The organism is Bacillus sp. 165, from assembly GCF_017742235.1.
GTDB lineage: Bacteria > Bacillota > Bacilli > Bacillales > Bacillaceae_G > JAGHKQ01.
Genome location: NZ_JAGHKQ010000005.1, coordinates 157,485 through 178,375, shown reverse-complemented (window position 1 = coordinate 178,375; position 20,891 = coordinate 157,485). Strand labels below are relative to the sequence as shown.

Annotated in this window: 27 protein-coding genes; all 27 read left to right on the top strand. The window is 42.5% G+C overall.

What is annotated here, in order from left to right:
* Positions 1–86 precede the first annotated feature (86 nt).
* The 27 genes from J7Q84_RS10260 (at position 87) to nuoK (ending at position 20,891) form a co-directional block, all read left to right on the top strand.
* Positions 87–530: a low molecular weight protein arginine phosphatase gene (locus J7Q84_RS10260; protein WP_209094439.1), complete on the top strand. Its 444-nt coding sequence runs from the start codon at positions 87–89 to the stop codon at positions 528–530.
* 32 nt (positions 531–562) lie between these two features.
* Positions 563–1,006, top strand: coding sequence for a ribose 5-phosphate isomerase B (gene rpiB / locus J7Q84_RS10255; protein WP_209094438.1), 444 nt, complete (start codon positions 563–565; stop codon positions 1,004–1,006).
* A gap of 107 nt (positions 1,007–1,113) precedes the next feature.
* Positions 1,114–1,689: a TIGR01440 family protein gene (locus J7Q84_RS10250; RefSeq protein WP_209094437.1), complete on the top strand. Its 576-nt coding sequence runs from the start codon at positions 1,114–1,116 to the stop codon at positions 1,687–1,689.
* A 53-nt stretch (positions 1,690–1,742) separates the two neighbouring features.
* Positions 1,743–2,054, top strand: coding sequence for a hypothetical protein (locus J7Q84_RS10245; RefSeq protein WP_209094436.1), 312 nt, complete (start codon positions 1,743–1,745; stop codon positions 2,052–2,054).
* 106 nt (positions 2,055–2,160) lie between these two features.
* A complete protein-coding gene (gene glyA / locus J7Q84_RS10240; protein WP_209094435.1) occupies positions 2,161–3,402 on the top strand; it encodes a serine hydroxymethyltransferase in 1,242 nt (413 codons plus the stop codon).
* 142 nt (positions 3,403–3,544) lie between these two features.
* Positions 3,545–4,174, top strand: a complete 630-nt coding sequence (gene upp / locus J7Q84_RS10235; protein ID WP_209094434.1) for a uracil phosphoribosyltransferase — start codon at positions 3,545–3,547, stop codon at positions 4,172–4,174.
* Between the two features lie 129 nt (positions 4,175–4,303).
* The gene (locus tag J7Q84_RS10230) at positions 4,304–6,481 is read left to right on the top strand and encodes a S8 family serine peptidase (RefSeq protein WP_280635583.1); all 2,178 of its coding nucleotides are present in this window, start codon (positions 4,304–4,306) and stop codon (positions 6,479–6,481) included.
* Positions 6,482–6,763: 282 nt separating this feature from the next.
* On the top strand, positions 6,764–6,988 hold the full coding sequence (locus J7Q84_RS10225; protein WP_209094433.1) for an AtpZ/AtpI family protein: 225 nt from the start codon (positions 6,764–6,766) through the stop codon (positions 6,986–6,988).
* Between the two features lie 3 nt (positions 6,989–6,991).
* A complete protein-coding gene (locus J7Q84_RS10220; protein WP_209094432.1) occupies positions 6,992–7,387 on the top strand; it encodes an ATP synthase subunit I in 396 nt (131 codons plus the stop codon).
* A gap of 7 nt (positions 7,388–7,394) precedes the next feature.
* The gene (atpB, locus tag J7Q84_RS10215; RefSeq protein WP_209094431.1) at positions 7,395–8,117 is read left to right on the top strand and encodes a F0F1 ATP synthase subunit A; all 723 of its coding nucleotides are present in this window, start codon (positions 7,395–7,397) and stop codon (positions 8,115–8,117) included.
* 54 nt (positions 8,118–8,171) lie between these two features.
* Positions 8,172–8,384, top strand: a complete 213-nt coding sequence (atpE, locus tag J7Q84_RS10210) for a F0F1 ATP synthase subunit C (protein ID WP_209094430.1) — start codon at positions 8,172–8,174, stop codon at positions 8,382–8,384.
* Positions 8,385–8,516: 132 nt separating this feature from the next.
* Complete coding sequence (atpF, locus tag J7Q84_RS10205) at positions 8,517–9,029, top strand: F0F1 ATP synthase subunit B (protein ID WP_209094429.1); 513 nt, start codon at positions 8,517–8,519, stop codon at positions 9,027–9,029.
* Positions 9,026–9,568 (top strand): F0F1 ATP synthase subunit delta, encoded by a 543-nt coding sequence (locus J7Q84_RS10200; protein ID WP_209094428.1) that lies wholly within the window; start codon positions 9,026–9,028, stop codon positions 9,566–9,568. The genes atpF and J7Q84_RS10200 overlap by 4 nt, the downstream gene beginning before the upstream one ends.
* Positions 9,569–9,579: 11 nt before the next feature.
* Entirely contained in the window at positions 9,580–11,088 is a 1,509-nt protein-coding gene (gene atpA / locus J7Q84_RS10195; protein ID WP_209094427.1) for a F0F1 ATP synthase subunit alpha, read from the top strand.
* A gap of 118 nt (positions 11,089–11,206) precedes the next feature.
* The gene (gene atpG / locus J7Q84_RS10190; RefSeq protein ID WP_209094426.1) at positions 11,207–12,067 is read left to right on the top strand and encodes an ATP synthase F1 subunit gamma; all 861 of its coding nucleotides are present in this window, start codon (positions 11,207–11,209) and stop codon (positions 12,065–12,067) included.
* A gap of 80 nt (positions 12,068–12,147) precedes the next feature.
* Positions 12,148–13,560, top strand: a complete 1,413-nt coding sequence (atpD, locus tag J7Q84_RS10185; RefSeq protein ID WP_209094425.1) for a F0F1 ATP synthase subunit beta — start codon at positions 12,148–12,150, stop codon at positions 13,558–13,560.
* Positions 13,561–13,582: 22 nt separating this feature from the next.
* Positions 13,583–13,984, top strand: coding sequence for a F0F1 ATP synthase subunit epsilon (locus J7Q84_RS10180; protein WP_209094424.1), 402 nt, complete (start codon positions 13,583–13,585; stop codon positions 13,982–13,984).
* Positions 13,985–14,166: 182 nt separating this feature from the next.
* Entirely contained in the window at positions 14,167–14,526 is a 360-nt protein-coding gene (locus tag J7Q84_RS10175; RefSeq protein ID WP_209094423.1) for a DUF975 family protein, read from the top strand.
* Complete coding sequence (locus tag J7Q84_RS18745; RefSeq protein ID WP_209094422.1) at positions 14,493–14,675, top strand: DUF975 family protein; 183 nt, start codon at positions 14,493–14,495, stop codon at positions 14,673–14,675. The genes J7Q84_RS10175 and J7Q84_RS18745 overlap by 34 nt, the downstream gene beginning before the upstream one ends.
* 268 nt (positions 14,676–14,943) lie before the next feature.
* The gene (locus J7Q84_RS10165) at positions 14,944–15,312 is read left to right on the top strand and encodes an NADH-quinone oxidoreductase subunit A (RefSeq protein ID WP_209094535.1); all 369 of its coding nucleotides are present in this window, start codon (positions 14,944–14,946) and stop codon (positions 15,310–15,312) included.
* A complete protein-coding gene (nuoB, locus tag J7Q84_RS10160) occupies positions 15,303–15,821 on the top strand; it encodes an NADH-quinone oxidoreductase subunit NuoB (RefSeq protein ID WP_209094421.1) in 519 nt (172 codons plus the stop codon). Before J7Q84_RS10165 ends, nuoB begins: the two co-directional genes overlap by 10 nt.
* Positions 15,818–17,383 carry an NADH-quinone oxidoreductase subunit C gene (locus J7Q84_RS10155; RefSeq protein ID WP_209094420.1) on the top strand — a complete coding sequence of 522 codons (1,566 nt, stop codon included), beginning with the start codon at positions 15,818–15,820 and terminating at the stop codon, positions 17,381–17,383. Before nuoB ends, J7Q84_RS10155 begins: the two co-directional genes overlap by 4 nt.
* A gap of 5 nt (positions 17,384–17,388) precedes the next feature.
* The gene (locus J7Q84_RS10150) at positions 17,389–18,489 is read left to right on the top strand and encodes an NADH-quinone oxidoreductase subunit D (RefSeq protein WP_209094419.1); all 1,101 of its coding nucleotides are present in this window, start codon (positions 17,389–17,391) and stop codon (positions 18,487–18,489) included.
* On the top strand, positions 18,489–19,490 hold the full coding sequence (nuoH, locus tag J7Q84_RS10145; protein WP_209094418.1) for an NADH-quinone oxidoreductase subunit NuoH: 1,002 nt from the start codon (positions 18,489–18,491) through the stop codon (positions 19,488–19,490). The genes J7Q84_RS10150 and nuoH overlap by 1 nt, the downstream gene beginning before the upstream one ends.
* Positions 19,491–19,634: 144 nt before the next feature.
* The gene (gene nuoI / locus J7Q84_RS10140) at positions 19,635–20,054 is read left to right on the top strand and encodes an NADH-quinone oxidoreductase subunit NuoI (protein WP_209094417.1); all 420 of its coding nucleotides are present in this window, start codon (positions 19,635–19,637) and stop codon (positions 20,052–20,054) included.
* Positions 20,051–20,584, top strand: coding sequence for an NADH-quinone oxidoreductase subunit J (locus tag J7Q84_RS10135; protein ID WP_209094416.1), 534 nt, complete (start codon positions 20,051–20,053; stop codon positions 20,582–20,584). The genes nuoI and J7Q84_RS10135 overlap by 4 nt, the downstream gene beginning before the upstream one ends.
* Complete coding sequence (gene nuoK / locus J7Q84_RS10130) at positions 20,577–20,891, top strand: NADH-quinone oxidoreductase subunit NuoK (RefSeq protein ID WP_209094415.1); 315 nt, start codon at positions 20,577–20,579, stop codon at positions 20,889–20,891. Before J7Q84_RS10135 ends, nuoK begins: the two co-directional genes overlap by 8 nt.

Here is a 20,891-nt window from a genome sequence, read left to right as displayed (position 1 = left end):
CACATCTGGCAAGATAACAGTAGAAAAAGGAAAAAGATAATATGTGTGCGAAGGTTATAAAGACATAAACTAAGGAGGGAGAAGCGGTGAAACGCATTTTATTTGTATGTACAGGAAATACATGCCGCAGCCCGATGGCAGAGGCGGCACTTCGCCATTACGGTAAAGAAGCTTTTGAAGTACAATCTGCAGGAGTGTTCGCTTCCGCTGGGAGTAACGCATCTTCTCACGCTATACGTGCGCTGGAGGAGAGGGGAATCAGCATCAATCATCAATCTCAACAGGTGACAGAAGAACTGATTTCTTGGGCTGATGCTGTGTTAACCATGACTGCCAATCATAAAGCGGCTATTTTGTATCATTTCCCAGATATGCAAGAAAAGGTCCATACTTTATATGAATTTGTAGAGACGGATTTTAAAGATATTTCTGACCCGTTTGGAGGATCGCTTCAAGTGTATCAAGAAACATTGCATGAATTGGAGCGTTTAATTCATCAGATGATCCAAAAGGAAAATGATGGTGTATAATGACAAAGGATAAATTTTAAGGAGGTACCATCATGAAGGTAGTAGTAGCATCAGACCACGGCGGTATGAATATTCGTAAAGAGATTACAAATTTATTAGAAGAAATGGGAATAGAGTATATTGACTTGGGCTGCGAGTGTGATGCTGGATCGGTTGATTATCCGGATTTTGCGTTTCCAGCAGCAGAAATGATTACAAGCGGAGAAGCGGACAAAGGAATTCTCATTTGCGGGACAGGCATTGGAATGTCTATTGCAGCCAATAAGGTAAAAGGAATTCGCTGTGCGTTAGTACATGATACATTTAGTGCAAAAGCAACTCGTGAGCATAATGACACAAATATGCTGGCAATGGGGGAACGTGTTATTGGGCCAGGTTTAGCAAGAGATATCGCTAAAATATGGCTTACAACAGAATTTGAAGGCGGTCGACATGAAAACCGCGTGGGTAAAATTAAATCGTACGAGAATAAGTAGAAATTTCGTTGAATCTGTAGAAAAATTTTTGTACGTTTCTTACTTTTACGAGAAAAACAAGCATGATATAATGTGTTGAATGAATCCACGAAAGGAAGAATCGCCAAATGGTTGATGAATTAGACCAAATAAAAAAGCAATTACGAACGTTGCTGTCCGACTTTCAACAGCAAGCCTCCCTTGATGAAGGTGCTGTTTTTGTTACAGGATGCAGTACAAGTGAAGTAATCGGTGAAAAAATTGGAACGTCCGGAACGATGGAAGTAGCCGAAGCGATTTATAACGCTTTAAAGGAGTATGCAGCAACCCATCAAATTCAACTCGCATTCCAATGTTGTGAGCATTTGAATCGCGCATTGGTAGTAGAGCGGGAGACAGCTATTAAACATAATTTAGAAATTGTATCTGTTACGCCGGTTCGTTCGGCAGGCGGAGCTTTGGCTACTTATGCTTATTATAATATGAAAGATCCGGTAGTGGTTGAATTCATTAAAGCGGATGGCGGAATCGACATCGGTGATACATTCATCGGTATGCATTTGAAGCATGTAGCTGTTCCTTTGCGCAGCACAGTTAAGCAGGTTGGATACGCCCATGTGACGATGGCTAAGACAAGACCAAAACTAATCGGCGGAGCGCGTGCCGTTTACTCTATAAAAGAAGAAACCTATACTTGCGGCTAAAGAACAAGGTATTGGTACAAACCATCTCATTGCTTATATGAGGTGGTTTTTTTATGCAGGATATTCGGATTGAATGTAGATGGGAACATAGGGAGCTGGGACAAAAAAACGAGGAGTCGGAGCAAAAAGAGTGGAATCCGTGCAAAAGTAGGAAACCAGCACGAACAGGTCACCATAGTCGGAGCGAATATTATGAGATTAGAACAATGGGGCATACAGATGATACATATGGACTTCTCGTAAGACGAGTACAGCTATTCGAAATGCTTTTGCATTCTCTTCATGTTTTTCGTACATTTCCAAAGAATCCGCAGTTTTTTTCTTTCTCAATAGCGGAGAATCATGCTAAAATAAAATTGAAATAAATATGAATGTTAAAGTTGATTATGATTTAAATATTCGTGTTTTTAAGTATGGATACGGGCAACCTAAAGTGTTTGTTTGGTTTGTTCAGGAAAAAGGAGGATTCTCATGGAACATTTAAAGCAGCAAGACGCAAAGGTATTTGAATCTATACAGGCAGAATTAGGGAGACAACGCTCTAAAATCGAATTAATTGCTTCTGAGAACTTTGTAAGTGAAGCAGTTATGGAAGCACAAGGCTCTGTATTAACGAACAAATACGCAGAGGGTTACCCAGGCAAGCGTTATTACGGCGGCTGTGAGCATGTGGATGTGGTTGAGGATATCGCAAGAGACCGTGCAAAGCAAATTTTTGGAGCAGAGCATGCTAACGTACAGCCGCATTCCGGTGCACAAGCAAACATGGCGGTTTATTTTACAATTCTTGAGCAAGGCGATACGGTATTAGGGATGAACTTATCTCATGGTGGTCATTTAACACATGGAAGTCCAGTAAACTTCAGTGGTGTTCAATATAACTTCGTAGAATATGGGGTAGACGCTGATACACATCGGATCAATTATGAAGATGTGTTGGAAAAAGCTAAAACACATAAGCCGAAGCTGATCGTAGCAGGCGCAAGTGCGTATCCTCGCGAAATCGACTTTAAAAAATTCCGTGAAATTGCAGATGAAGTAGGCGCATATTTAATGGTCGACATGGCGCATATCGCTGGTCTGGTTGCAGCTGGCTTGCATCCGAATCCTGTGCCTTACGCAGATTTTGTAACGACAACAACACATAAAACATTACGTGGTCCGCGTGGCGGCATGATCTTATGCAAAGAGAAATATGCAAAACAAATTGATAAATCTATTTTTCCAGGTATTCAAGGCGGTCCATTAATGCACGTAATCGCTGCCAAAGCAGTAGCATTCGGAGAAGCGTTGCAAGATAGCTTTAAAGAATACGCTCAAAATATTGTGAGCAATTCCAAGCGTTTAGCAGAAAGTCTGCAAAAGGAAGGTTTAACACTTGTATCTGACGGCACGGACAATCATTTGATTTTAGTTGATGTGCGCAGCTTAAATCTAACTGGGAAAGTAGCAGAGCATGTATTAGATGAAGTGGGAATTACAGTAAATAAAAATACGATTCCATTTGATCCAGCAAGTCCGTTCGTAACAAGTGGTATTCGTATTGGAACGGCAGCGGTAACATCCAGAGGCTTTGGCCTAGAAGAGATGGATGAAATTGCATCTATTATGGCGTATACGTTAAAAAATCATGAGAGTCAAGAAGCATTAGAAGAGGCAAGCAAGCGTGTAGAAGCATTAACTGGGAAATTTATTTTATATAAAAATATGTAAATAAGATAGTGTTTTTGAAGGGTTGCGTCCAAATAGGGGTGCAACCCTTGAATCTTATGTAGGTTTTCGTTTACAATCGGTAATAGTGTAAAGAAGGAAACATTTCATTGCACTCGAAAATGTATTCGAAGGAGAGATAGATATGGGAAAGGTTTACGTATTTGATCACCCGTTAATCCAACATAAGCTTACATATATTCGTGATAAAAACACAGGGACGAAGGAGTTTCGGGAGCTTGTGGACGAAGTAGCGAGCTTAATGGCATTTGAAATTACACGTGATTTGCCATTGGAGGAAATTGAAATTGAAACTCCAGTAAGCAAAGCGAAAACAAAGGTAATTGCAGGAAAGAAATTAGGTTTAATTCCTATTTTACGTGCAGGATTAGGTATGGTAGACGGCATTCTGAAATTGATTCCAGCTGCAAAGGTAGGCCATGTTGGTTTATACCGCGATCCGGAAACACTTCAGCCGATAGAGTATTATGTAAAGCTTCCTAAAGATGTAGAAGAGCGTGACTTTATTGTTCTTGATCCGATGCTGGCAACAGGCGGTTCAGCTGCAGAAGCAATCAATTCCTTGAAAAAACGCGGCGCTAAAAATATAAAGCTAATGTGCATTTGTGCAGCTCCAGAAGGGGTAAAAGTGGTACAAGACGCACATCCGGATGTTGATATTTATGTAGCAGCATTAGATGAAAAGCTAAATGATCATGGCTATATTGTGCCAGGTTTAGGTGATGCGGGAGACCGCTTGTTTGGAACAAAATAAAGAATCCCCCTCTCTTTGAAAGAGGGGTTTTTGCATTTGAAAGAACCGCTTTTTATTTAATAAATACATGAAAGATTTTTACATAAAATAAGCAGGGAGGAAAAAGATAGTAGAAAAAGGAGTATATGCATGATTTCTATACTTACTTTCTTGTCTGTCTTCCTCTTTTCTGCTCAGGCCCATGCAATGACCTATCCTGATCGTCCATCTGCACCACATGGGTACGAAAACGAATGGGAAATTGTGATTGCGGAAGTAAAAGAGGAAGAATTGGCCCGTGTACAGGACGTAATTCGAACACAGCTTCCAAGCGCGACTATTCGGCAAGTATATAAAACTGCATTATGCGGACTTAGTATAAAAGGAAAGAGAAGCGAGCTGCGACGATTGGAAAAGATAAAGGGGATTATTCGTGTCACACCTGCTGCAGTATACAAAACGGATGTAGAGGAGAGCGTCCCGTTTATAGGAGCTACTGATATTCGAGGGAAGTTGGATCCGAAAGGAAACAGACTAACAGGAAAAGGGATTACAGTAGGAGTCATTGATACTGGAATTGATTATACTCATCCAGATTTAAAAAGAAACTATACAGGCGGATATGACACAGTTGAACAAGATACGAATCCTATGGAAACAAGAGGGAAGTATAAAACAAACCATGGATCACATGTCGCTGGTATAATTGCGGCAAATGGTAAGGTGAAGGGAGTAGCTCCAGAAGCAAAAATAAGGGCATACCGTGCGCTTGGGCCCGGAGGCTTGGGAACAACAGAGACAGTTATTGCAGCGATTGAAAAGGCAATAGAAGATAAGGTCGATATATTGAATTTGTCTTTAGGAAATGATGTGAATGGTCCTGATTGGCCCACAAGCGTTGCATTGGATAAGGCGGTAGAAAAAGGAATTGTTGCAGTAACCGCATCTGGTAATTCCGGACCTCAGATTTGGACAGTGGGATCTCCCGGGGCATCTTCTCAAGCAATTTCCGTAGGTGCTTCTTCCCCTCCTATGCAAACTCCTTATTTGCATGCCGGCAATAAAGGTTTTCTTCTTACTTTTATGGAAGGATCCCCGGATTGGCAGTTGACAAGAACGATGGAATTTATGTTTTGTGGATTGGGCTTAAAACAAGACATAAAGGATGTAAAAAATAAAATCGTTCTGGTGGAACGGGGCCAAATCCCTTTCACAGAAAAAGTAAAAAATGCCCAAGATGCAGGAGCCGCAGCGGTTCTTATTTATAATAATGTATCCGGAAGTTTTATGGGGAAAGTAGAGGGAGTCAGTATTCCTGTTGCATCTTTATCTCAAAGGAATGGTGAATGGCTGAAGCAATCAAAAGAGAAATATGTAAAAGTCTTTTTTTTGAAAGAGCAGGACAAGGTAGCCCCATTCAGCTCCCGTGGGCCAGTAACAGCGACGTGGGAAATGAAACCAGATGTAGTAGCGCCCGGGATCGGTATTACGAGCACGGTCCCCGGAGGATATTTATCGCTGCAAGGCACAAGCATGGCAGCCCCCCATGTGGCAGGAGCAGCGGCATTGTTGAAACAAGCCCATCCCGATTGGTCGCCGGAGCAGATAAAGGCTGCTCTTATGAACAATGCAAAAGTGCTGTATAAGGACAATGGACGCCCTTATCATCTTTATGAGCAAGGAGCGGGGCGAATTCAGCTGGAACGGGCTTTGTATCCGAGTGCACTTGTGTATCCTTCGTCGGTATCGTTTGGGATGTTTAAACAGACGGAGCAGCGTCTCCAACGGAAAGTCACGATTACCTTACAAAATGAATTGAATGTACCAAATCGTTTCAGCTTTGAAATTCCGCCGGCCCGGACAGGCATACAATGGAAGGTGCCGCATACATTGGTTTTACAACCCGGTGAGAAACGAAAAGTTGAGATTACAGCGGATATTACGCCATCTGCTCAAACAAAAGGAATCCAGGAAGGAAACTTGGTAATACGGGATAATAAAGAATTGATTCGGTTGCCGTATCTACTGTTCACAGAAGAGCCGAATTATCCAAGATTAATGGGGTTTCAGCTTAAGAAAGGAGATACGCCTGAAACCTATCGATACGAGCTGTATTTGCCGGGTGGGGCAGAGGAAATGGGGATTGTTTTGTACGATCCGGACACTTTTCATTTTGTCGATTTTGTCGAATACAGAAAGAATGTACCGAAAGGGATTCTTAAAAAAGCCATATCCCTAGAGAAAATCAAAAAGGGAACTTATAAGGCAGTGATTTTCGCGAAAAAAGGAAATCGTGAAGATACGATAGAAGCAACCATCACATTTTAGCTTGAATTCTGTATTATGTCACAAATTCGACACATTTCCGCTTTAGGGTTAAATTTTTAGATTTTTTTCGACTTTCACATTGACCTTTTTAACACACTATTGTATGCTACGAAGGGGGACAGATGAGAGGGCTTTCAATGGCGAAATTTCATATATTTTGTGAAAAATTAGCAAACTTTATTATCTGTACATCTTCTCAGGAAACTTGAGTCAAGATTACCCTATCACCAAATTGTTTTTCAAATAGTTACCTCGATTTTATTATATTGGAGGGATGAACGCTTGCAGGGGAACAAACGCAACCCAATGAAGGCGATGGCCTTAATGTCCGGCATCCTATCCCAATTAGTCGGTTCCATTTTGATTGGCATTTTCGGAGGTCAATGGCTCGACCACCAATTCGGAACCTTTCCCTTATTCCTTGTCATCGGCTTACTTCTCGGCCTAGGTACGGGCGTGTATGCAATGATTCGACTTATCCAACACTTTTACTCAGGAGATAAATAACTGATGGTAGAAATGCATGAACTGATAACCCGGCAAAAAAAGTATATGTACTATTTATTAGCTCTTTTTGTTCTAGGGTGGGGGTTCACAACGTATCGTGCCGTCTTTTTAGGATTAATCCTGGGAACTATCGTAAGCTTTTTTGGCTTACGTTTAGTCGCAAGAAGAACGGACAAGCTTCTGGATCGAGTGACAGAGGGGAAGAAAGTGAAGGCAAGAGCCAAAGCGGTCAGTACATACTCCAGACTCGCAACCATTGGTTTGCTGGTGATTCTGGCTGTACGATATAAAGATTTGATTGAGGTTTGGGCTTTAGGAATTGGATTGATGACAGGGCATCTTGTCATGATCATAGATTTTCTTTATTTACAGTACATTAAAGGCAGGGAAGAGAGGTGAATTACTAGTGGAACACGGTAAGTTAGTTGAGTTTTTAGGCTTGACCTTTGACATGTCTAGCGTATTGATGACAACCATTGCTGCTGTGATTGTATTCTTGATTGCCGTGGTAGCTACTCGCACTTTGTCCATCCGTCCAACAGGAAAACAAAACTTTATGGAATGGGTATTGGACTTTGTGAAAGGCGTCATCAACAGTACAATGGACTGGAAAACAGGCGGCCGTTTCCTGACGCTTGGGACAACTTTAATCATGTACATTTTTGTATCAAACATGCTCGGTCTTCCGTTCATGATTTCTGTGCATGAAGAGGGCGGTCACCATATAGCGTGGTGGAAATCTCCTACATCTGATCCAGCTATCACATTAACATTAGCCGTGATGGTAGTTGCCCTCACCCATTATTATGGAATTAAAATGAAGGGTACAAAAGAATACGCGAAAGGCTTTTTCCAGCCAATGAGTTTCTTGTTCCCGCTGAAGGTTATCGAGGAATTTGCGAACACGTTAACATTAGGTCTTCGTCTTTTCGGTAACATTTATGCCGGTGAGATACTATTAGCACAACTTGGAAAACTGGCAGCGATCGGTATCTTTGGAGCTATCGGTGCAGTACTTCCAATGTTATTATGGCAAGGATTCAGTGTTTTCGTAGGTACAATTCAAGCATTTATTTTTACAATGTTAACAATGGTATATATGGCTCATAAAGTAAGCGATGACCATTAATATACTTTTTAATTAAAAAAATATCTTTTCAATCATAAAGGAGGAAGTTTTACAATGAATTTAATCGCAGCTGCAATTGCAATCGGTTTAGCGGCACTTGGTGCTGGTATTGGTAACGGTTTGATCGTATCTCGTACAGTTGAAGGTGTTGCTCGTCAACCAGAACTACGTAGCACACTTCAAACTATCATGTTTATCGGGGTAGCGTTAGTAGAGGCGCTTCCAATCATCGGCGTAGTTATCGCGTTCATCGTATTAGGTCAATAAGGGATTTTTCCCAAAATAATAAATGGCGAAGATCGTTCGTTGAAGACCCTCTTCGCCATTGCTTTATGAGAAAAAAATGATAGACCGTTTTAAATATCTTCGAAACTAGAGTCTTGAAGGGAGTGAATCCTTGTGCCTAACCTATTAATAGGAGCTTCAGCTTCCATTGCATGGGGAACTATAGTTTACCAACTGGTAATCTTTATCATTCTACTAGCGTTACTTCGCAAGTATGCATTTGGTCCTTTAATGAACATTATGAAGCAGCGTGAAGAGCATATTGCAGGTGAAATCGAAGCTGCTGAAAAGAATAACCTAGAAGCTAAGAAGTTAGTAGAAGAGCAACGTGAAGCTATGAAGCAATCACGTGTAGAAGCGCAAGAATTGATTGAAAGAGCGAAAAAGCAAGCAGAAGATCAAAAAGAAGGCATTATCGCTGCTGCAAAAACAGAAGCTGAATCCATTAAAGAATCTGCTTTGAAAGAGATTCAACGCGAAAAAGATCAAGCTATTGCTGCATTACAAGAACAAGTGGCTTCTCTGTCCATCCAAATTGCTTCTAAAGTAATCCAAAGAGAATTGAAAGAAGAAGAGCAAGCTAAACTTATTCGCGATTACATCAAAGAGGTAGGAGAAGCGCGATGAGCAAAGATATCGTAGCAAAGCGTTATGCAGTCGCTCTTTTTCAACTTGCTAAAGAAAAACACATGCTCGAAACGTTTGAGGAAGACTTGCGCACAGTAAAAGAAGTATTCCTTACAAATAAGGATTTACACGCATTTTTAGAACTTCCAAGCGTTACGAAAGAAAATAAAAAACAAATGCTAAGCAAAGCATTTGCTTCCCTTTCTCAGCCGGTTTTAAATACACTGTACATGCTAACGGACCGTCATCGTCTTGACATCGTAGCAGAGATGGCAGATGCTTACTTTGCAAAAGCAAATGAAGAGCGTAATGTGGCTGACGCAACTGTATATTCCGTTCGTCTATTGACGGAGGATGAGAAAGCGGGCATTGCAGATGTATTTGCCAATAAACTTAACAAAGATGCGATCCGCATTAAAAATATCGTAGATGAAGATTTACTTGGCGGCATTAAAGTCCGCATCGGCAACCGTATTTACGACGGAAGCTTGCAAGGCAAAATAACGCGAATTCAGCGTGAACTTTTGAACAATAGATAGGGGTGAAACGCATGAGCATCAGAGCTGAAGAAATTAGCGCACTGATAAAGCAACAAATCGAAAACTATCAGTCTGAAATCGAAGTTAGTGATGTTGGTACAGTTATCCAAGTAGGTGACGGTATCGCACGTGCTCATGGTCTTGATAACGTAATGGCTGGGGAACTTGTAGAGTTCTCTAACGGAGTTATGGGACTAGCGCAAAACTTAGAAGAAAACAACGTTGGTATTATCATCTTAGGACCTTATACAGGTATTCGTGAAGGTGACGAGGTTCGCCGTACTGGACGCATCATGCAGGTACCAGTAGGTCCAGAACTAGTCGGACGTGTAGTAAACCCACTAGGACAACCTGTTGACGGCTTAGGCCCAATCAACACAACAAAAACTCGTCCAATTGAAAGCCCAGCTCCAGGTGTAATGGATCGTAAATCTGTACACGAGCCGCTTCAAACAGGTATCAAAGCAATTGACGCTCTTGTACCAATCGGCCGCGGACAACGTGAGTTAATCATCGGAGACCGCCAAACTGGTAAAACAGCAGTTGCGCTTGATACAATCTTAAACCAAAAAGATCAAGATATGATCTGTATCTACGTTGCAATCGGACAAAAAGAATCTACAGTACGTAACGTAGTAGAAACTTTACGTAAGCACGGTGCATTAGATTACACAATCGTTGTAACTGCATCTGCTTCTCAACCTGCTCCAATGTTATACTTAGCTCCTTATGCGGGTGTAACAATGGGTGAAGAGTTCATGTATAACGGCAAGCACGTTCTTGTTGTATATGATGATCTTTCTAAGCAAGCGGCAGCATACCGTGAGCTTTCATTATTACTACGTCGTCCTCCAGGTCGCGAAGCTTATCCAGGGGACGTATTCTACTTGCACTCTCGCTTACTAGAGCGTGCTGCAAAATTAAGCGATGCAAAAGGCGGCGGTTCTTTAACTGCATTACCTTTCATCGAAACACAAGCTGGGGACGTTTCTGCGTATATCCCAACAAACGTAATTTCTATCACAGACGGACAGATCTTCTTGCAATCTGACTTATTCTTCTCTGGTGTTCGCCCAGCGATTGACGCAGGTACTTCCGTATCCCGCGTAGGGGGAGCTGCACAGATCAAAGCGATGAGCAAGGTATCTGGTACACTTCGTCTTGACTTAGCTTCTTACCGTGAACTAGAGGCGTTCGCTCAGTTCGGTTCTGACCTTGATAAAGCAACTCAAGCAAAACTGAACCGCGGTGCTCGTACGGTTGAAGTATTAAAGCAAGGTTTGCACAAACCTCTTAAAGTAGAAAAGCAAGTTATGGTTCTTTATGCACTAACGCGTGGATTCTTAGACGATATTCCAGTTGAAGACATCCAACGTTTCGAAGAAGAAATGCTTGCATGGATGGATGCAAACCGTGCAGATGTACTTGATGAAATCCGCACTACTACAAAGCTTGCGGACGATGAGAAAATGGCATCTGCAATTAACGGATTTAAGAAAACTTTCGTAGTTTCTGAATAAGAAAAGCGGAACCGGCTTGTCCGGCTGTCTGCAATGAAATAAAGATGGAGAGAGTAGGCACGTCCTATTCTCTTCTCATGACAAATGCCTACTTCCGACAAAAAGGTGGTGAGAACCTGTGGCATCTTTACGTGATATAAAATCAAAGATTATCTCCACGAAGAAAACAAGCCAAATTACAAAGGCGATGGAAATGGTATCTGCTTCTAAGTTAAACCGTGCGGAGCAAAATGCGAAAGCATTCATTCCTTACATGGGTAAAATTCAAGAGGTAGTAGCAAATATAGCAAACGGCATTAAAGGTGCGAGCCATCCTATGCTGACAGCTCGTCCTGTCAAACGTACAGGCTATATTATCATTACATCTGACCGTGGACTGGCTGGTGCATATAACAGTAACGTGTTACGTGCAGTAAGTAAAGAAATTCAAGAACGTCATAATATGGATTCCAGCCAATATGCAGTTATTGTAGCTGGTCGTGTTGGACGGGATTATTTAAAACGCCGCAGCTTTAACATTATCGATGAGATTACAGGCCTTTCCGATCAGCCTGCGTTTGCAGACATTAAGGAAATCGCATCTCGTGCAGTATCAATGTTTACAGACGGCGCATTTGACGAGTTGTATATTTATTACAATCACTATGTGAGCAAGATTCAGCAAGAAGTAGAAGCGAAGAAGGTTCTGCCTTTAACTGATCTAGCAGCTGATAAGTCGACAGCTCTTTATGAATTCGAACCTTCCGAAGAGGATATTCTGAAAGTGTTATTGCCGCAATACGCAGAAAGTTTAATTTATGGTGCCTTGCTGGACGGTAAAGCAAGTGAGCACGCAGCACGTATGACAGCAATGAAAAACGCTACAGACAATGCACTCGATGTTATCGATTCATATACACTTTCTTATAACCGTACGCGACAAGCAGCGATTACGCAAGAAATTACGGAAATCGTCGGCGGCGCAGCGGCATTGGAGTAGACAGTTACTCTAATATTAATTGGGGCTTTAAGGGACAGCATGTCTCTTAAGGCAGCACCAAACATTTAGGAGGGAAACCGATGAATAAAGGACACATTACAGCAATAATGGGTCCGGTTGTAGACGTTAAATTCGAAGGCGGGCAACTTCCGGCTATCTACAACGCCCTTAAAATTTCACAAGAAGCTAGTAATGAAAATAAAACAGCAATCAACCTGACTTTAGAAGTTGCTATTCACCTTGGTGACGATACAGTTCGTACAGTTGCAATGGCTTCTACAGACGGGCTTGTTCGCGGATTAGAAGTAGTAGACACTGGAGCACCTATCTCTGTTCCTGTTGGTGATGCTACTCTAGGACGTGTATTTAACGTATTAGGCGATCCGATTGACCTTGATGGTGAAGTTGCAGCGGACGCTCGCCGTGACCCAATTCACCGTGCAGCTCCTTCATTCGAAGAGCTTTCTACAAAAGTAGAAATTCTTGAAACAGGTATCAAAGTAGTAGACTTACTTGCTCCTTACATCAAGGGTGGTAAAATTGGTCTATTCGGTGGTGCCGGCGTAGGTAAAACGGTATTAATTCAGGAATTAATCAATAACATCGCGCAAGAACACGGCGGTCTTTCTGTATTCGCTGGTGTAGGTGAACGTACTCGTGAGGGTAACGACCTTTACCACGAAATGAGCGATTCCGGTGTTATCAAGAAAACTGCGATGGTATTCGGACAAATGAACGAGCCACCTGGCGCACGTCAACGTGTTGCATTAACAGGTTTAACAATGGCAGAATATTTCCGTGATGAGCAAGGACAAGACGTACTTCTGTTCATCGACAACATCTTCCGTTTCACGCAAGCAGGTTCTGAGGTATCTGCGCTTTTAGGCCGTATGCCGTCTGCAGTAGGTTACCAGCCTACACTTGCTACTGAAATGGGTCAATTGCAAGAGCGTATCACATCCACTAACAAAGGTTCTATCACTTCCATTCAGGCAGTATATGTACCAGCGGATGACTACACTGACCCGGCTCCTGCAACAGCGTTCGCTCACTTGGATGCAACAACAAACCTTGAGCGTCGTTTAACTCAGATGGGTATTTACCCTGCGGTAGATCCATTGGCATCTACATCTCGCGGTCTTTCTCCAGAAGTTGTAGGAGAAGAGCACTATGCAGTAGCTCGTCAAGTACAGCAAACATTACAACGCTACAAAGAATTGCAAGATATCATTGCAATCTTAGGTATGGATGAGCTTTCTGAAGAAGATAAGCAAGTGGTACACCGCGCTCGTCGTATTCAGTTCTTCTTGTCTCAAAACTTCCACGTAGCAGAGCAATTTACAGGTCAACCTGGATCTTACGTACCTGTAAAAGAAACTGTACAAGGCTTCAAGGAAATTTTAGAAGGCAAATATGACCATCTTCCGGAAGAATCTTTCCGTCTAGTTGGTCGTATTGAAGAAGCTATCGAGAAAGCAAAAACTCTAGTGTAATAAGGTCTAGGAGGGGCTGTTTATGAAGACAATTAAAGTCAGTATCGTAACTCCTGACGGACCGGTATATGAAAATGATGTAGAGATGGTAAGCGCAAGAGCCGAAAGCGGAGAACTTGGTATCTTACCTGGCCATGTTTCTATGGTAGCTCCTCTTGCGATCAGCGCTGTTCGTCTAAAGCATGATGGAAAAACGGATCAAGTTGCGGTCAGCGGCGGCTTCTTAGAAGTACGCCCTGACAAAGTGACAATCCTTGCACAAGCTGCTGAAGAAGCGACTCACATTGATGTCCACCGCGCGAACGAAGCGAAGCGCCGTGCAGAGCGCCGTTTGGATGACAAACAAGCTCATGTGGATTTCAAACGTGCAGAGCTTTCTCTAAAACGTGCCATGAACCGTCTAAATGTTGCAAACACGAAATAAGAAAAAAGACCCTACAGGAGGAAATCTCTTTAGGGTCTTTTTTTTATAAGAAAGCATAGAATTTTTTAGAAAGGTTGTACTGCACTGCTTAGGAAAAAAGATTCTATTCAAAAAATTGGAAATTTTATGCTATAATTTTTGTAACAATCATTTTACAGTAAAGTGGGGAGAGGAGTATTGCGATGTTGATCGGACAAATCAAAAAACAAGCAAGAGCATCTTTAAAAGGAAGATGGGGCTTTGCTATTATTGTTGCTCTTTTAAATGGAATTATTGTTTCTATTATCCCTGAACTTATCAGAGCACCATTTGATAAAGATAGTTCCATGAAAGCATTAGGAGTAGTATTTTCATTAATTATCTCCGGACCGATGGCACTCGGCTTTGCATTAGTATACTTACATATAGTACGCGATGAGGCTGCTACAGTGGGAGATTCATTTTCTGGATTTCAACGTTTTGGCAAAGCATTTCTTACTAATTTGTTAATGGGTATTTATTTGATTGGATGGACGGCTATAAATGGAAGTTATTTTTGCTAGGACTAAGCTTTATTGGCTGGGGATTAGTTTGTATTATTACCTTGGGTATTGCGGCTATTTGGGTTGTACCTTATTACACCGCTTCTTTGGCACAATTTTATGTGGAAATATCTCAGAATTACAAAGAGAAAAATCAAATTGCTCTATAATTATCGAAAGCCCGCAGGTTCTCCTGCGGGCTTTTAAGCGGGGAGTGTTAAGATGAAAAGGGTTCTTTTTAAATATATTAATGGAAATTATCAGATACATTGTGTGCTTCTTATATTCAAGATGTCGACATGCGAAGTTAAACTTTGATATAATGATTACGATTACATTTTTTTGAAAAATTAAAAAATAATAAATAATGTGAAAGCATCATAAGTTTTTATGAAGATATGCTTGGGACGACATATAAATCTGAGGGGAGGTATCATGATGTTCAATGTGTATCAGAACAATTATGTTATTGTAGTTGTGTTTTTATTATTAGGTATTTTGCTGCCAATGGTTGCATTAACGATTGGAAAGCTGCTTCGTCCAAACAGACCGAGTGCAGCAAAGCAAACTACATACGAAAGCGGTATTGAACCGTTTCATGAAGCTAATGTGCGTTTTCATGCTCGGTATTATATTTTTGCATTATTATTTGTCATTTTTGATGTGGAAACGGTCTTTTTATATCCATGGGCTGTTGCATACGATGAATTGGGGCTGTTTGCACTTGTTGAAATGCTCATTTTTGTTGTGATGCTGCTTATTGGTCTTATCTATGCTTGGAAGAAGAAGGTGCTAAAATGGCTATAAATTTCAATCAACTTCACCCAGATGAAATGAAAGAGTTAGAACAAAATATATTTTTTACTACGTTAGAACAATTAAAGGGATGGGCTCGAAGCAATTCTCTTTGGCCGATGACATTTGGACTAGCATGCTGTGCAATCGAGATGATGGGGGTAGGTTCTTCCCACTATGATTTGGATCGGTTCGGCTCATTTTTCCGTACCTCTCCTCGTCAATCTGACGTTATGATTGTTTCTGGAACAGTAACGAAAAAAATGGCTCCCATCGTTCGTCGTTTATACGACCAAATGCCGGAACCCAAATGGGTCATCGCTATGGGATCTTGTGCCACAGCAGGAGGACCGTACGTTAAATCTTATGCGGTTGTAAAAGGAGTTGACCAAATCGTGCCTGTGGATGTTTATATTCCAGGGTGTCCACCAAACCCGGCGGCATTGATTTATGGAATTAACAAATTAAAGGAAAAGATTCGTTATGAAGCCAAGACCGGAAAGCAGGTGACGAATCGATGAGCGATGAAAAGAAGAGCTTAGATGAATTAAAAAAGGAAGCTGCTGCAAAAGCGAAAGAAGCAGCGATGAAAAAGCTTGCCGCAAGACAAGCTGCAGTAGAGCAACAAGCGAAGGAAGAAAGCAAAAATGCGCTACAAGATGAAGCTGCGGAAAGCATAGAGGAAGCGAAGAAAAGAGCAGCAGCGGAAGCAAAGGCGAAGGCGTTGGAACTGGCAAAGCAGAGAGCGGCGTCGAAAGAGGAAGGTCCAGCGGAGAGCGTAGAGGAAGCGAAGAAGCGAGCAGCAGCGGAAGCAAAGGCGAAGGCACTGGAACTGGCGAAGCAGAGAGCCGCATCGAAAGAGGAAGGTTCAGCGGAAAGCCTAGAGGAAGCGAAGAAGCGAGCCGCGGCGGAAGCAAAGGCGAAGGCGCTGGAACTGGCGAAGCAGAGAGCGGCGTCGAAAGAGGAAGGTCCAGCGGAGAGCGTAGAGGAAGCGAAGAAGCGAGCAGCAGCGGAAGCAAAGGCAAGGGCGCTGGAACTGGCGAAGCAGAGAGCGGCGTCGAAAGAGGAAGGTCCAGCGGAGAGCGTAGAGGAAGCGAAGAAGCGAGCAGCGGCGGAAGCAAAGGCGAAGGCGCTGGAACTGGCGAAGCAGAGAGCGGCGTCGAAAGAGGAAGGTCCAGCGGAGAGCGTAGAGGAAGCGAAGAAGCGAGCAGCAGCGGAAGCAAAGGCAAAGGCGCTGGAACTGGCAAGGCAGAGAGCGGCGTCGAAGTCAGAGGGAATAGCCGACGATGATGAAAAAGCGAAAACGATTGCCTTAGCAAAAGCGAAAGCAGCGGCAGCCGCGAAGGCAAAAGCGGCAGCGTTGGCGAAGCAGCAAGCCGGGAGCGGGGATGCAGCAGGAGATGAAGAAAAGGCAAAAGCGAAGGCGAAAGCAGCGGCAGCAGCAAAAGTGAAAGCGGCCGCGCTAGCGAAGCAAGGAGGAACGGCAGCCGGAGGCGATGAGAAGGCGAAGGCGATCGCTGCAGCCAAAGCAAAAGCCGCAGCCGCTGCGAAGGCACGGGCAGCAGGTAAAGCAGAACAAGCTGCGCCAGCTGAAGAGAAGCCGTCACCAAACCAGCCGTTTTTAGATAAGTATGTAAGGGTGATTGAAGAGCATTTTGGAAAGGGTGCACTTGAGGAAGCATATATTAACCGTTTGTCCAAGGATGTACCGACACTTGTGATAAATAAGGAAAAATACTTTAAAATAGCAGAATTTTCAAAGTATAATGAGCAGCTTGCTTTTAATTATTTATCTGAATTGCATGGTACGGATTTTGTTACTCATATGGAAGTGTATCTGCATTTATATTCTTATCAAAATAAGCAATCTGTCGCTATAAAAGTAAAGATTGATAGAGAAGAACCGAAGATTGCTTCTGCCGCGTCGATTTGGGAAGGAGCCAATTGGCCGGAACGGGAAACTTATGATTTATTGGGAATCGTTTTTGAAGGGCATCCAAACTTAAAGCGTATTTTATTGCCGGATGATTGGGTAGGGCATCCTCTTCGTAAAGATTATGAACCGTTTGATGTGGAGGTGTAGCAAATATGATTCGTACTGAAGAAATGCTTCTTAATGTTGGTCCGCAGCATCCAAGTACACATGGTGTATTCCGTTTAGTGCTTAAAATAGACGGGGAAATCATTAAGGAAGCTACACCTGTAATTGGGTATCTTCATCGTGGAACAGAAAAGCTGGCAGAGGATCTGCAGTATACACAAATTATTCCGTATACAGACCGCATGGACTATTTATCGGCCATGACGAATAACTATGTTATCTGTCATGCTGTAGAGACGATGATGGGTATTGATGTGCCGGAGCGCGCTGAATATTTACGTGTCCTTGCTATGGAGCTGGGACGGATTGCCAGCCATCTTGTATGGTGGGGGACAAATCTACTGGATATTGGGGCGGTCAGTCCGTTTCTTTATGCATTCCGCGAAAGGGAAATGATTATTAATTTATTAAATGAATTATGCGGTGCGCGTTTAACATTCAACTACATGCGTGTTGGCGGCGTTAAATGGGATGCGCCGGAAGGATGGATTGAAAAGGTGCGGGAGTTTGTACCGTATATGAGAGAACAGCTTCATGGCTATCATGAACTCGTGACAGGAAATGAAATCTTTCTGAATCGCGTCAAGGGCATCGGTATTTATACAAAAGAAGAAGCTATCGAATATTCCTTAAGCGGAGCGAATCTGCGCTGTACGGGCGTCAAGTGGGATCTTCGAAAAGATGAGCCATATTCTATTTATGATCGCTTTGATTTTGATGTTCCGGTTGGGGATACAGGAGATGCATGGGATCGATATATATGCCGCATGAGAGAAATTGAGGAATCCCTCAAAATCGTGGAACAAGCGGTGGAGCAATTCCCGGCGGAAGAGCTGATTCTTGCCAAGGTGCCGAAAATTATTAAAGCACCGAAGGGTGAAGCATATGTAAGAATTGAATCACCGAGAGGAGAAATTGGCTGTTATATCGCAAGTGACGGCAAAAAAGAACCGTATCGTTTGAAGTTTCGAAGACCGTCTTTTTATAATCTGCAAATTTTACCAAAGCTCCTGCAAGGTGAAAACATTGCAAACTTAATCACAATTTTAGGCGGCGTTGATATTGTGCTCGGGGAGGTAGACGGTTGATGATTGAAAACCTTTTAGAATCTACTCCTGGTTGGACGAACTTCTTTATCTTTTTTGGGTTAGCAGTGATTTTGTTGCTTGTAGTATTAGGGTTTGTTACATATGGCATTCTGGCTGAGCGTAAGGTCATGGGCTTTATGCAGGGACGGGTCGGGCCAAACCAAGTCGGCGGGCGCTTTGGTCTCTTGCAGACTGTTGCAGATGTATTAAAGCTTCTTATAAAAGAGGATACGATTCCAAAAGCAGCTGATAAGCCATTATTTATTCTTGCGCCGGTTCTTGCATTTGCTCCAGCATTTATGGTGCTTGCGACCATCCCCTTTACCGACAAATTTCAGTTTGCGGATATTGGTGTAGGGCTTTTATACTATATCGCAATTTCTGGTATCACTACTATCGGTGTGGTGACGGGAGGATGGGCTTCTAATAACAAATACTCCTTGCTTGGAGGGATGCGTGCTGCAGCCCAAATGATTTCCTACGAAATCCCGCTCGTTATGAGCGTATTGGGTGTGGTGCTTCTAGCAGGCTCCTTGAATTTAAATGATATTGTTGAATCGCAAAAGCATGTGTGGCATATATTCGTACAACCAATCGGATTTCTTGTTTTCTTAATTGCAGCGGTATCTGAATTGAATCGTACACCGTTTGACTTGCCGGAAGCAGAATCTGAGCTCGTTTCCGGATATCATACGGAATATTCAGGGTTTCGCTGGGCGTTCTTTATGCTTTCTGAATATGTATACTTCTTCGCTATGGCTTCGTTAACAACCGTTCTGTACTTAGGAGGATGGCAGCCAGTTGCCTTTTTAGGATTTATTCCTGGGGCTGTATGGTTTGCATTAAAATTTAGTGCCGTAGTCTTCTTGCTCATTTGGTTCCGGGTGACGTTCCCTCGTCTTCGTGCAGACCAACTGATGGAATTTGGTTGGAAAGTGCTGCTCCCTGTGGCACTTGCAAACATTTTTCTCACAGCTTTATTAAAGGAATTGTTTTTCTAAATGGCAAGAATATAAGGTTTGAGAGAAACATTCCACCGGCAAAGCGCTGTCAGCTAAGGATCTCGGCTGCACAATAGAGCGGAGAATTTTGTCCGTTGCGTCTGAAGGAGCCGGTTACAGAAATTCAAATAAGGGGTTGATGGCATGGTAGGGTTATTGAAAGGCCTGAAATATACTCTTAGCAACTTGACGAAAACAAAAGTTACGTATGATTATCCAAATCAGCCGCTTCCGCTGCCGGACCGTTTTCGAGGGATTCAAAAATTTTATCCAGAAAAGTGTATTGTGTGTAATCAGTGTGCGCAAATTTGTCCTACCGATTGCATTCAGTTAACAGGAAAAAAACATCCGGACCCGACGAAAAAAGGAAAAATTATAGATACGTATGATATTAATTTTGAAATTTGTATTCTTTGCGATCTTTGTACGGAGGTATGTCCAACAGAGGCAATCGTAATGACAAATAATTTTGAGCTGGCGGAATATACGCGGGATGATTTATTTAAAAATTTAGAATGGCTCGATGAAAACGATACAAACGTGAGAAAGGAGAATAAGGCATGAGCGGTGAGCTGCTGGTGTTTTCAGTATTAGCATTGATCGCTATCTTAGGCGGTATTTTGATGCTAAATTTAACGAAAGTCATGCATATGGTGCTCGCGCTTGTCTTTACCTTCTTAAGTATCGCGGGCTTGTATGTAATGCTGTCTGCCGAGTTTGTAGCTGTAGTGCAAGTGCTCATCTACTCGGGAGCAGTTACTATCATTATGATTTTTGGCATTATGCTGACAAAGCATAATGACGAAACAGAAACAAGTGGAAGTGTGCTGCAGCGCTTTCTTATCCTTATTGGAGTAATAGCATTCGGGGTGGTGCTGTATACGGCAGTTTACAACTTAGATTTTACCGGTTCATCACTGAGTCAACAGCCGGCGCTTTATGAAGAGAATACAAAGCAGATTGGCCTCACGTTGTACTCTAAGTATATCATTCCGTTTGAATTGACCTCTGTGCTGCTTTTGACTGCGCTTGTAGGAGCGATTATTTTGGCAAAGAAAGATGATGGAACAGAGGAGGCGAAATCTGATGAGTAACATTCCTGTTTCTGCTTATCTCTCTCTTGCAATCATCCTGTTTTGCATTGGCTTGTATGGTGCGCTGACCAAACGCAACACGGTTATCGTCTTGATTTGCATTGAGCTTATGCTGAATGCGGCGAACTTAAATTTAGTGGCATTCAGTAAGCTTGGAATGTTCCCTAACATCACGGGACAAATTTTCTCGTTGTTTACCATTACGGTAGCTGCGTCGGAAGCGGCGGTTGGACTGGCTATTCTGATTGCGTTATACCGAAACCGCGCAACTGTTAATACAGATGAAATGGATTCATTGAAGCATTAG

What these genes read in the sequence shown, in the direction of transcription:
- rpiB (WP_209094438.1), top strand. Translation starts at nt 563, where the DNA reads ATGAAGGTAGTAGTAGCATCAGACCACGGCGGTATGAATATTCGTAAA.
- J7Q84_RS10250 (WP_209094437.1), top strand. Translation starts at nt 1,114, where the DNA reads ATGGTTGATGAATTAGACCAAATAAAAAAGCAATTACGAACGTTGCTG.
- J7Q84_RS10245 (WP_209094436.1), top strand. Translation starts at nt 1,743, where the DNA reads ATGCAGGATATTCGGATTGAATGTAGATGGGAACATAGGGAGCTGGGA.
- glyA (WP_209094435.1), top strand. Translation starts at nt 2,161, where the DNA reads ATGGAACATTTAAAGCAGCAAGACGCAAAGGTATTTGAATCTATACAG.
- upp (WP_209094434.1), top strand. Translation starts at nt 3,545, where the DNA reads ATGGGAAAGGTTTACGTATTTGATCACCCGTTAATCCAACATAAGCTT.
- J7Q84_RS10230 (WP_280635583.1), top strand. Translation starts at nt 4,304, where the DNA reads ATGATTTCTATACTTACTTTCTTGTCTGTCTTCCTCTTTTCTGCTCAG.
- J7Q84_RS10220 (WP_209094432.1), top strand. Translation starts at nt 6,992, where the DNA reads ATGGTAGAAATGCATGAACTGATAACCCGGCAAAAAAAGTATATGTAC.
- atpE (WP_209094430.1), top strand. Translation starts at nt 8,172, where the DNA reads ATGAATTTAATCGCAGCTGCAATTGCAATCGGTTTAGCGGCACTTGGT.
- J7Q84_RS10200 (WP_209094428.1), top strand. Translation starts at nt 9,026, where the DNA reads ATGAGCAAAGATATCGTAGCAAAGCGTTATGCAGTCGCTCTTTTTCAA.
- atpA (WP_209094427.1), top strand. Translation starts at nt 9,580, where the DNA reads ATGAGCATCAGAGCTGAAGAAATTAGCGCACTGATAAAGCAACAAATC.
- atpD (WP_209094425.1), top strand. Translation starts at nt 12,148, where the DNA reads ATGAATAAAGGACACATTACAGCAATAATGGGTCCGGTTGTAGACGTT.
- J7Q84_RS10180 (WP_209094424.1), top strand. Translation starts at nt 13,583, where the DNA reads ATGAAGACAATTAAAGTCAGTATCGTAACTCCTGACGGACCGGTATAT.
- J7Q84_RS10175 (WP_209094423.1), top strand. Translation starts at nt 14,167, where the DNA reads ATGTTGATCGGACAAATCAAAAAACAAGCAAGAGCATCTTTAAAAGGA.
- J7Q84_RS18745 (WP_209094422.1), top strand. Translation starts at nt 14,493, where the DNA reads ATGGACGGCTATAAATGGAAGTTATTTTTGCTAGGACTAAGCTTTATT.
- J7Q84_RS10165 (WP_209094535.1), top strand. Translation starts at nt 14,944, where the DNA reads ATGTTCAATGTGTATCAGAACAATTATGTTATTGTAGTTGTGTTTTTA.
- nuoB (WP_209094421.1), top strand. Translation starts at nt 15,303, where the DNA reads ATGGCTATAAATTTCAATCAACTTCACCCAGATGAAATGAAAGAGTTA.
- J7Q84_RS10155 (WP_209094420.1), top strand. Translation starts at nt 15,818, where the DNA reads ATGAGCGATGAAAAGAAGAGCTTAGATGAATTAAAAAAGGAAGCTGCT.
- J7Q84_RS10150 (WP_209094419.1), top strand. Translation starts at nt 17,389, where the DNA reads ATGATTCGTACTGAAGAAATGCTTCTTAATGTTGGTCCGCAGCATCCA.
- nuoH (WP_209094418.1), top strand. Translation starts at nt 18,489, where the DNA reads ATGATTGAAAACCTTTTAGAATCTACTCCTGGTTGGACGAACTTCTTT.
- nuoI (WP_209094417.1), top strand. Translation starts at nt 19,635, where the DNA reads ATGGTAGGGTTATTGAAAGGCCTGAAATATACTCTTAGCAACTTGACG.
- J7Q84_RS10135 (WP_209094416.1), top strand. Translation starts at nt 20,051, where the DNA reads ATGAGCGGTGAGCTGCTGGTGTTTTCAGTATTAGCATTGATCGCTATC.
- nuoK (WP_209094415.1), top strand. Translation starts at nt 20,577, where the DNA reads ATGAGTAACATTCCTGTTTCTGCTTATCTCTCTCTTGCAATCATCCTG.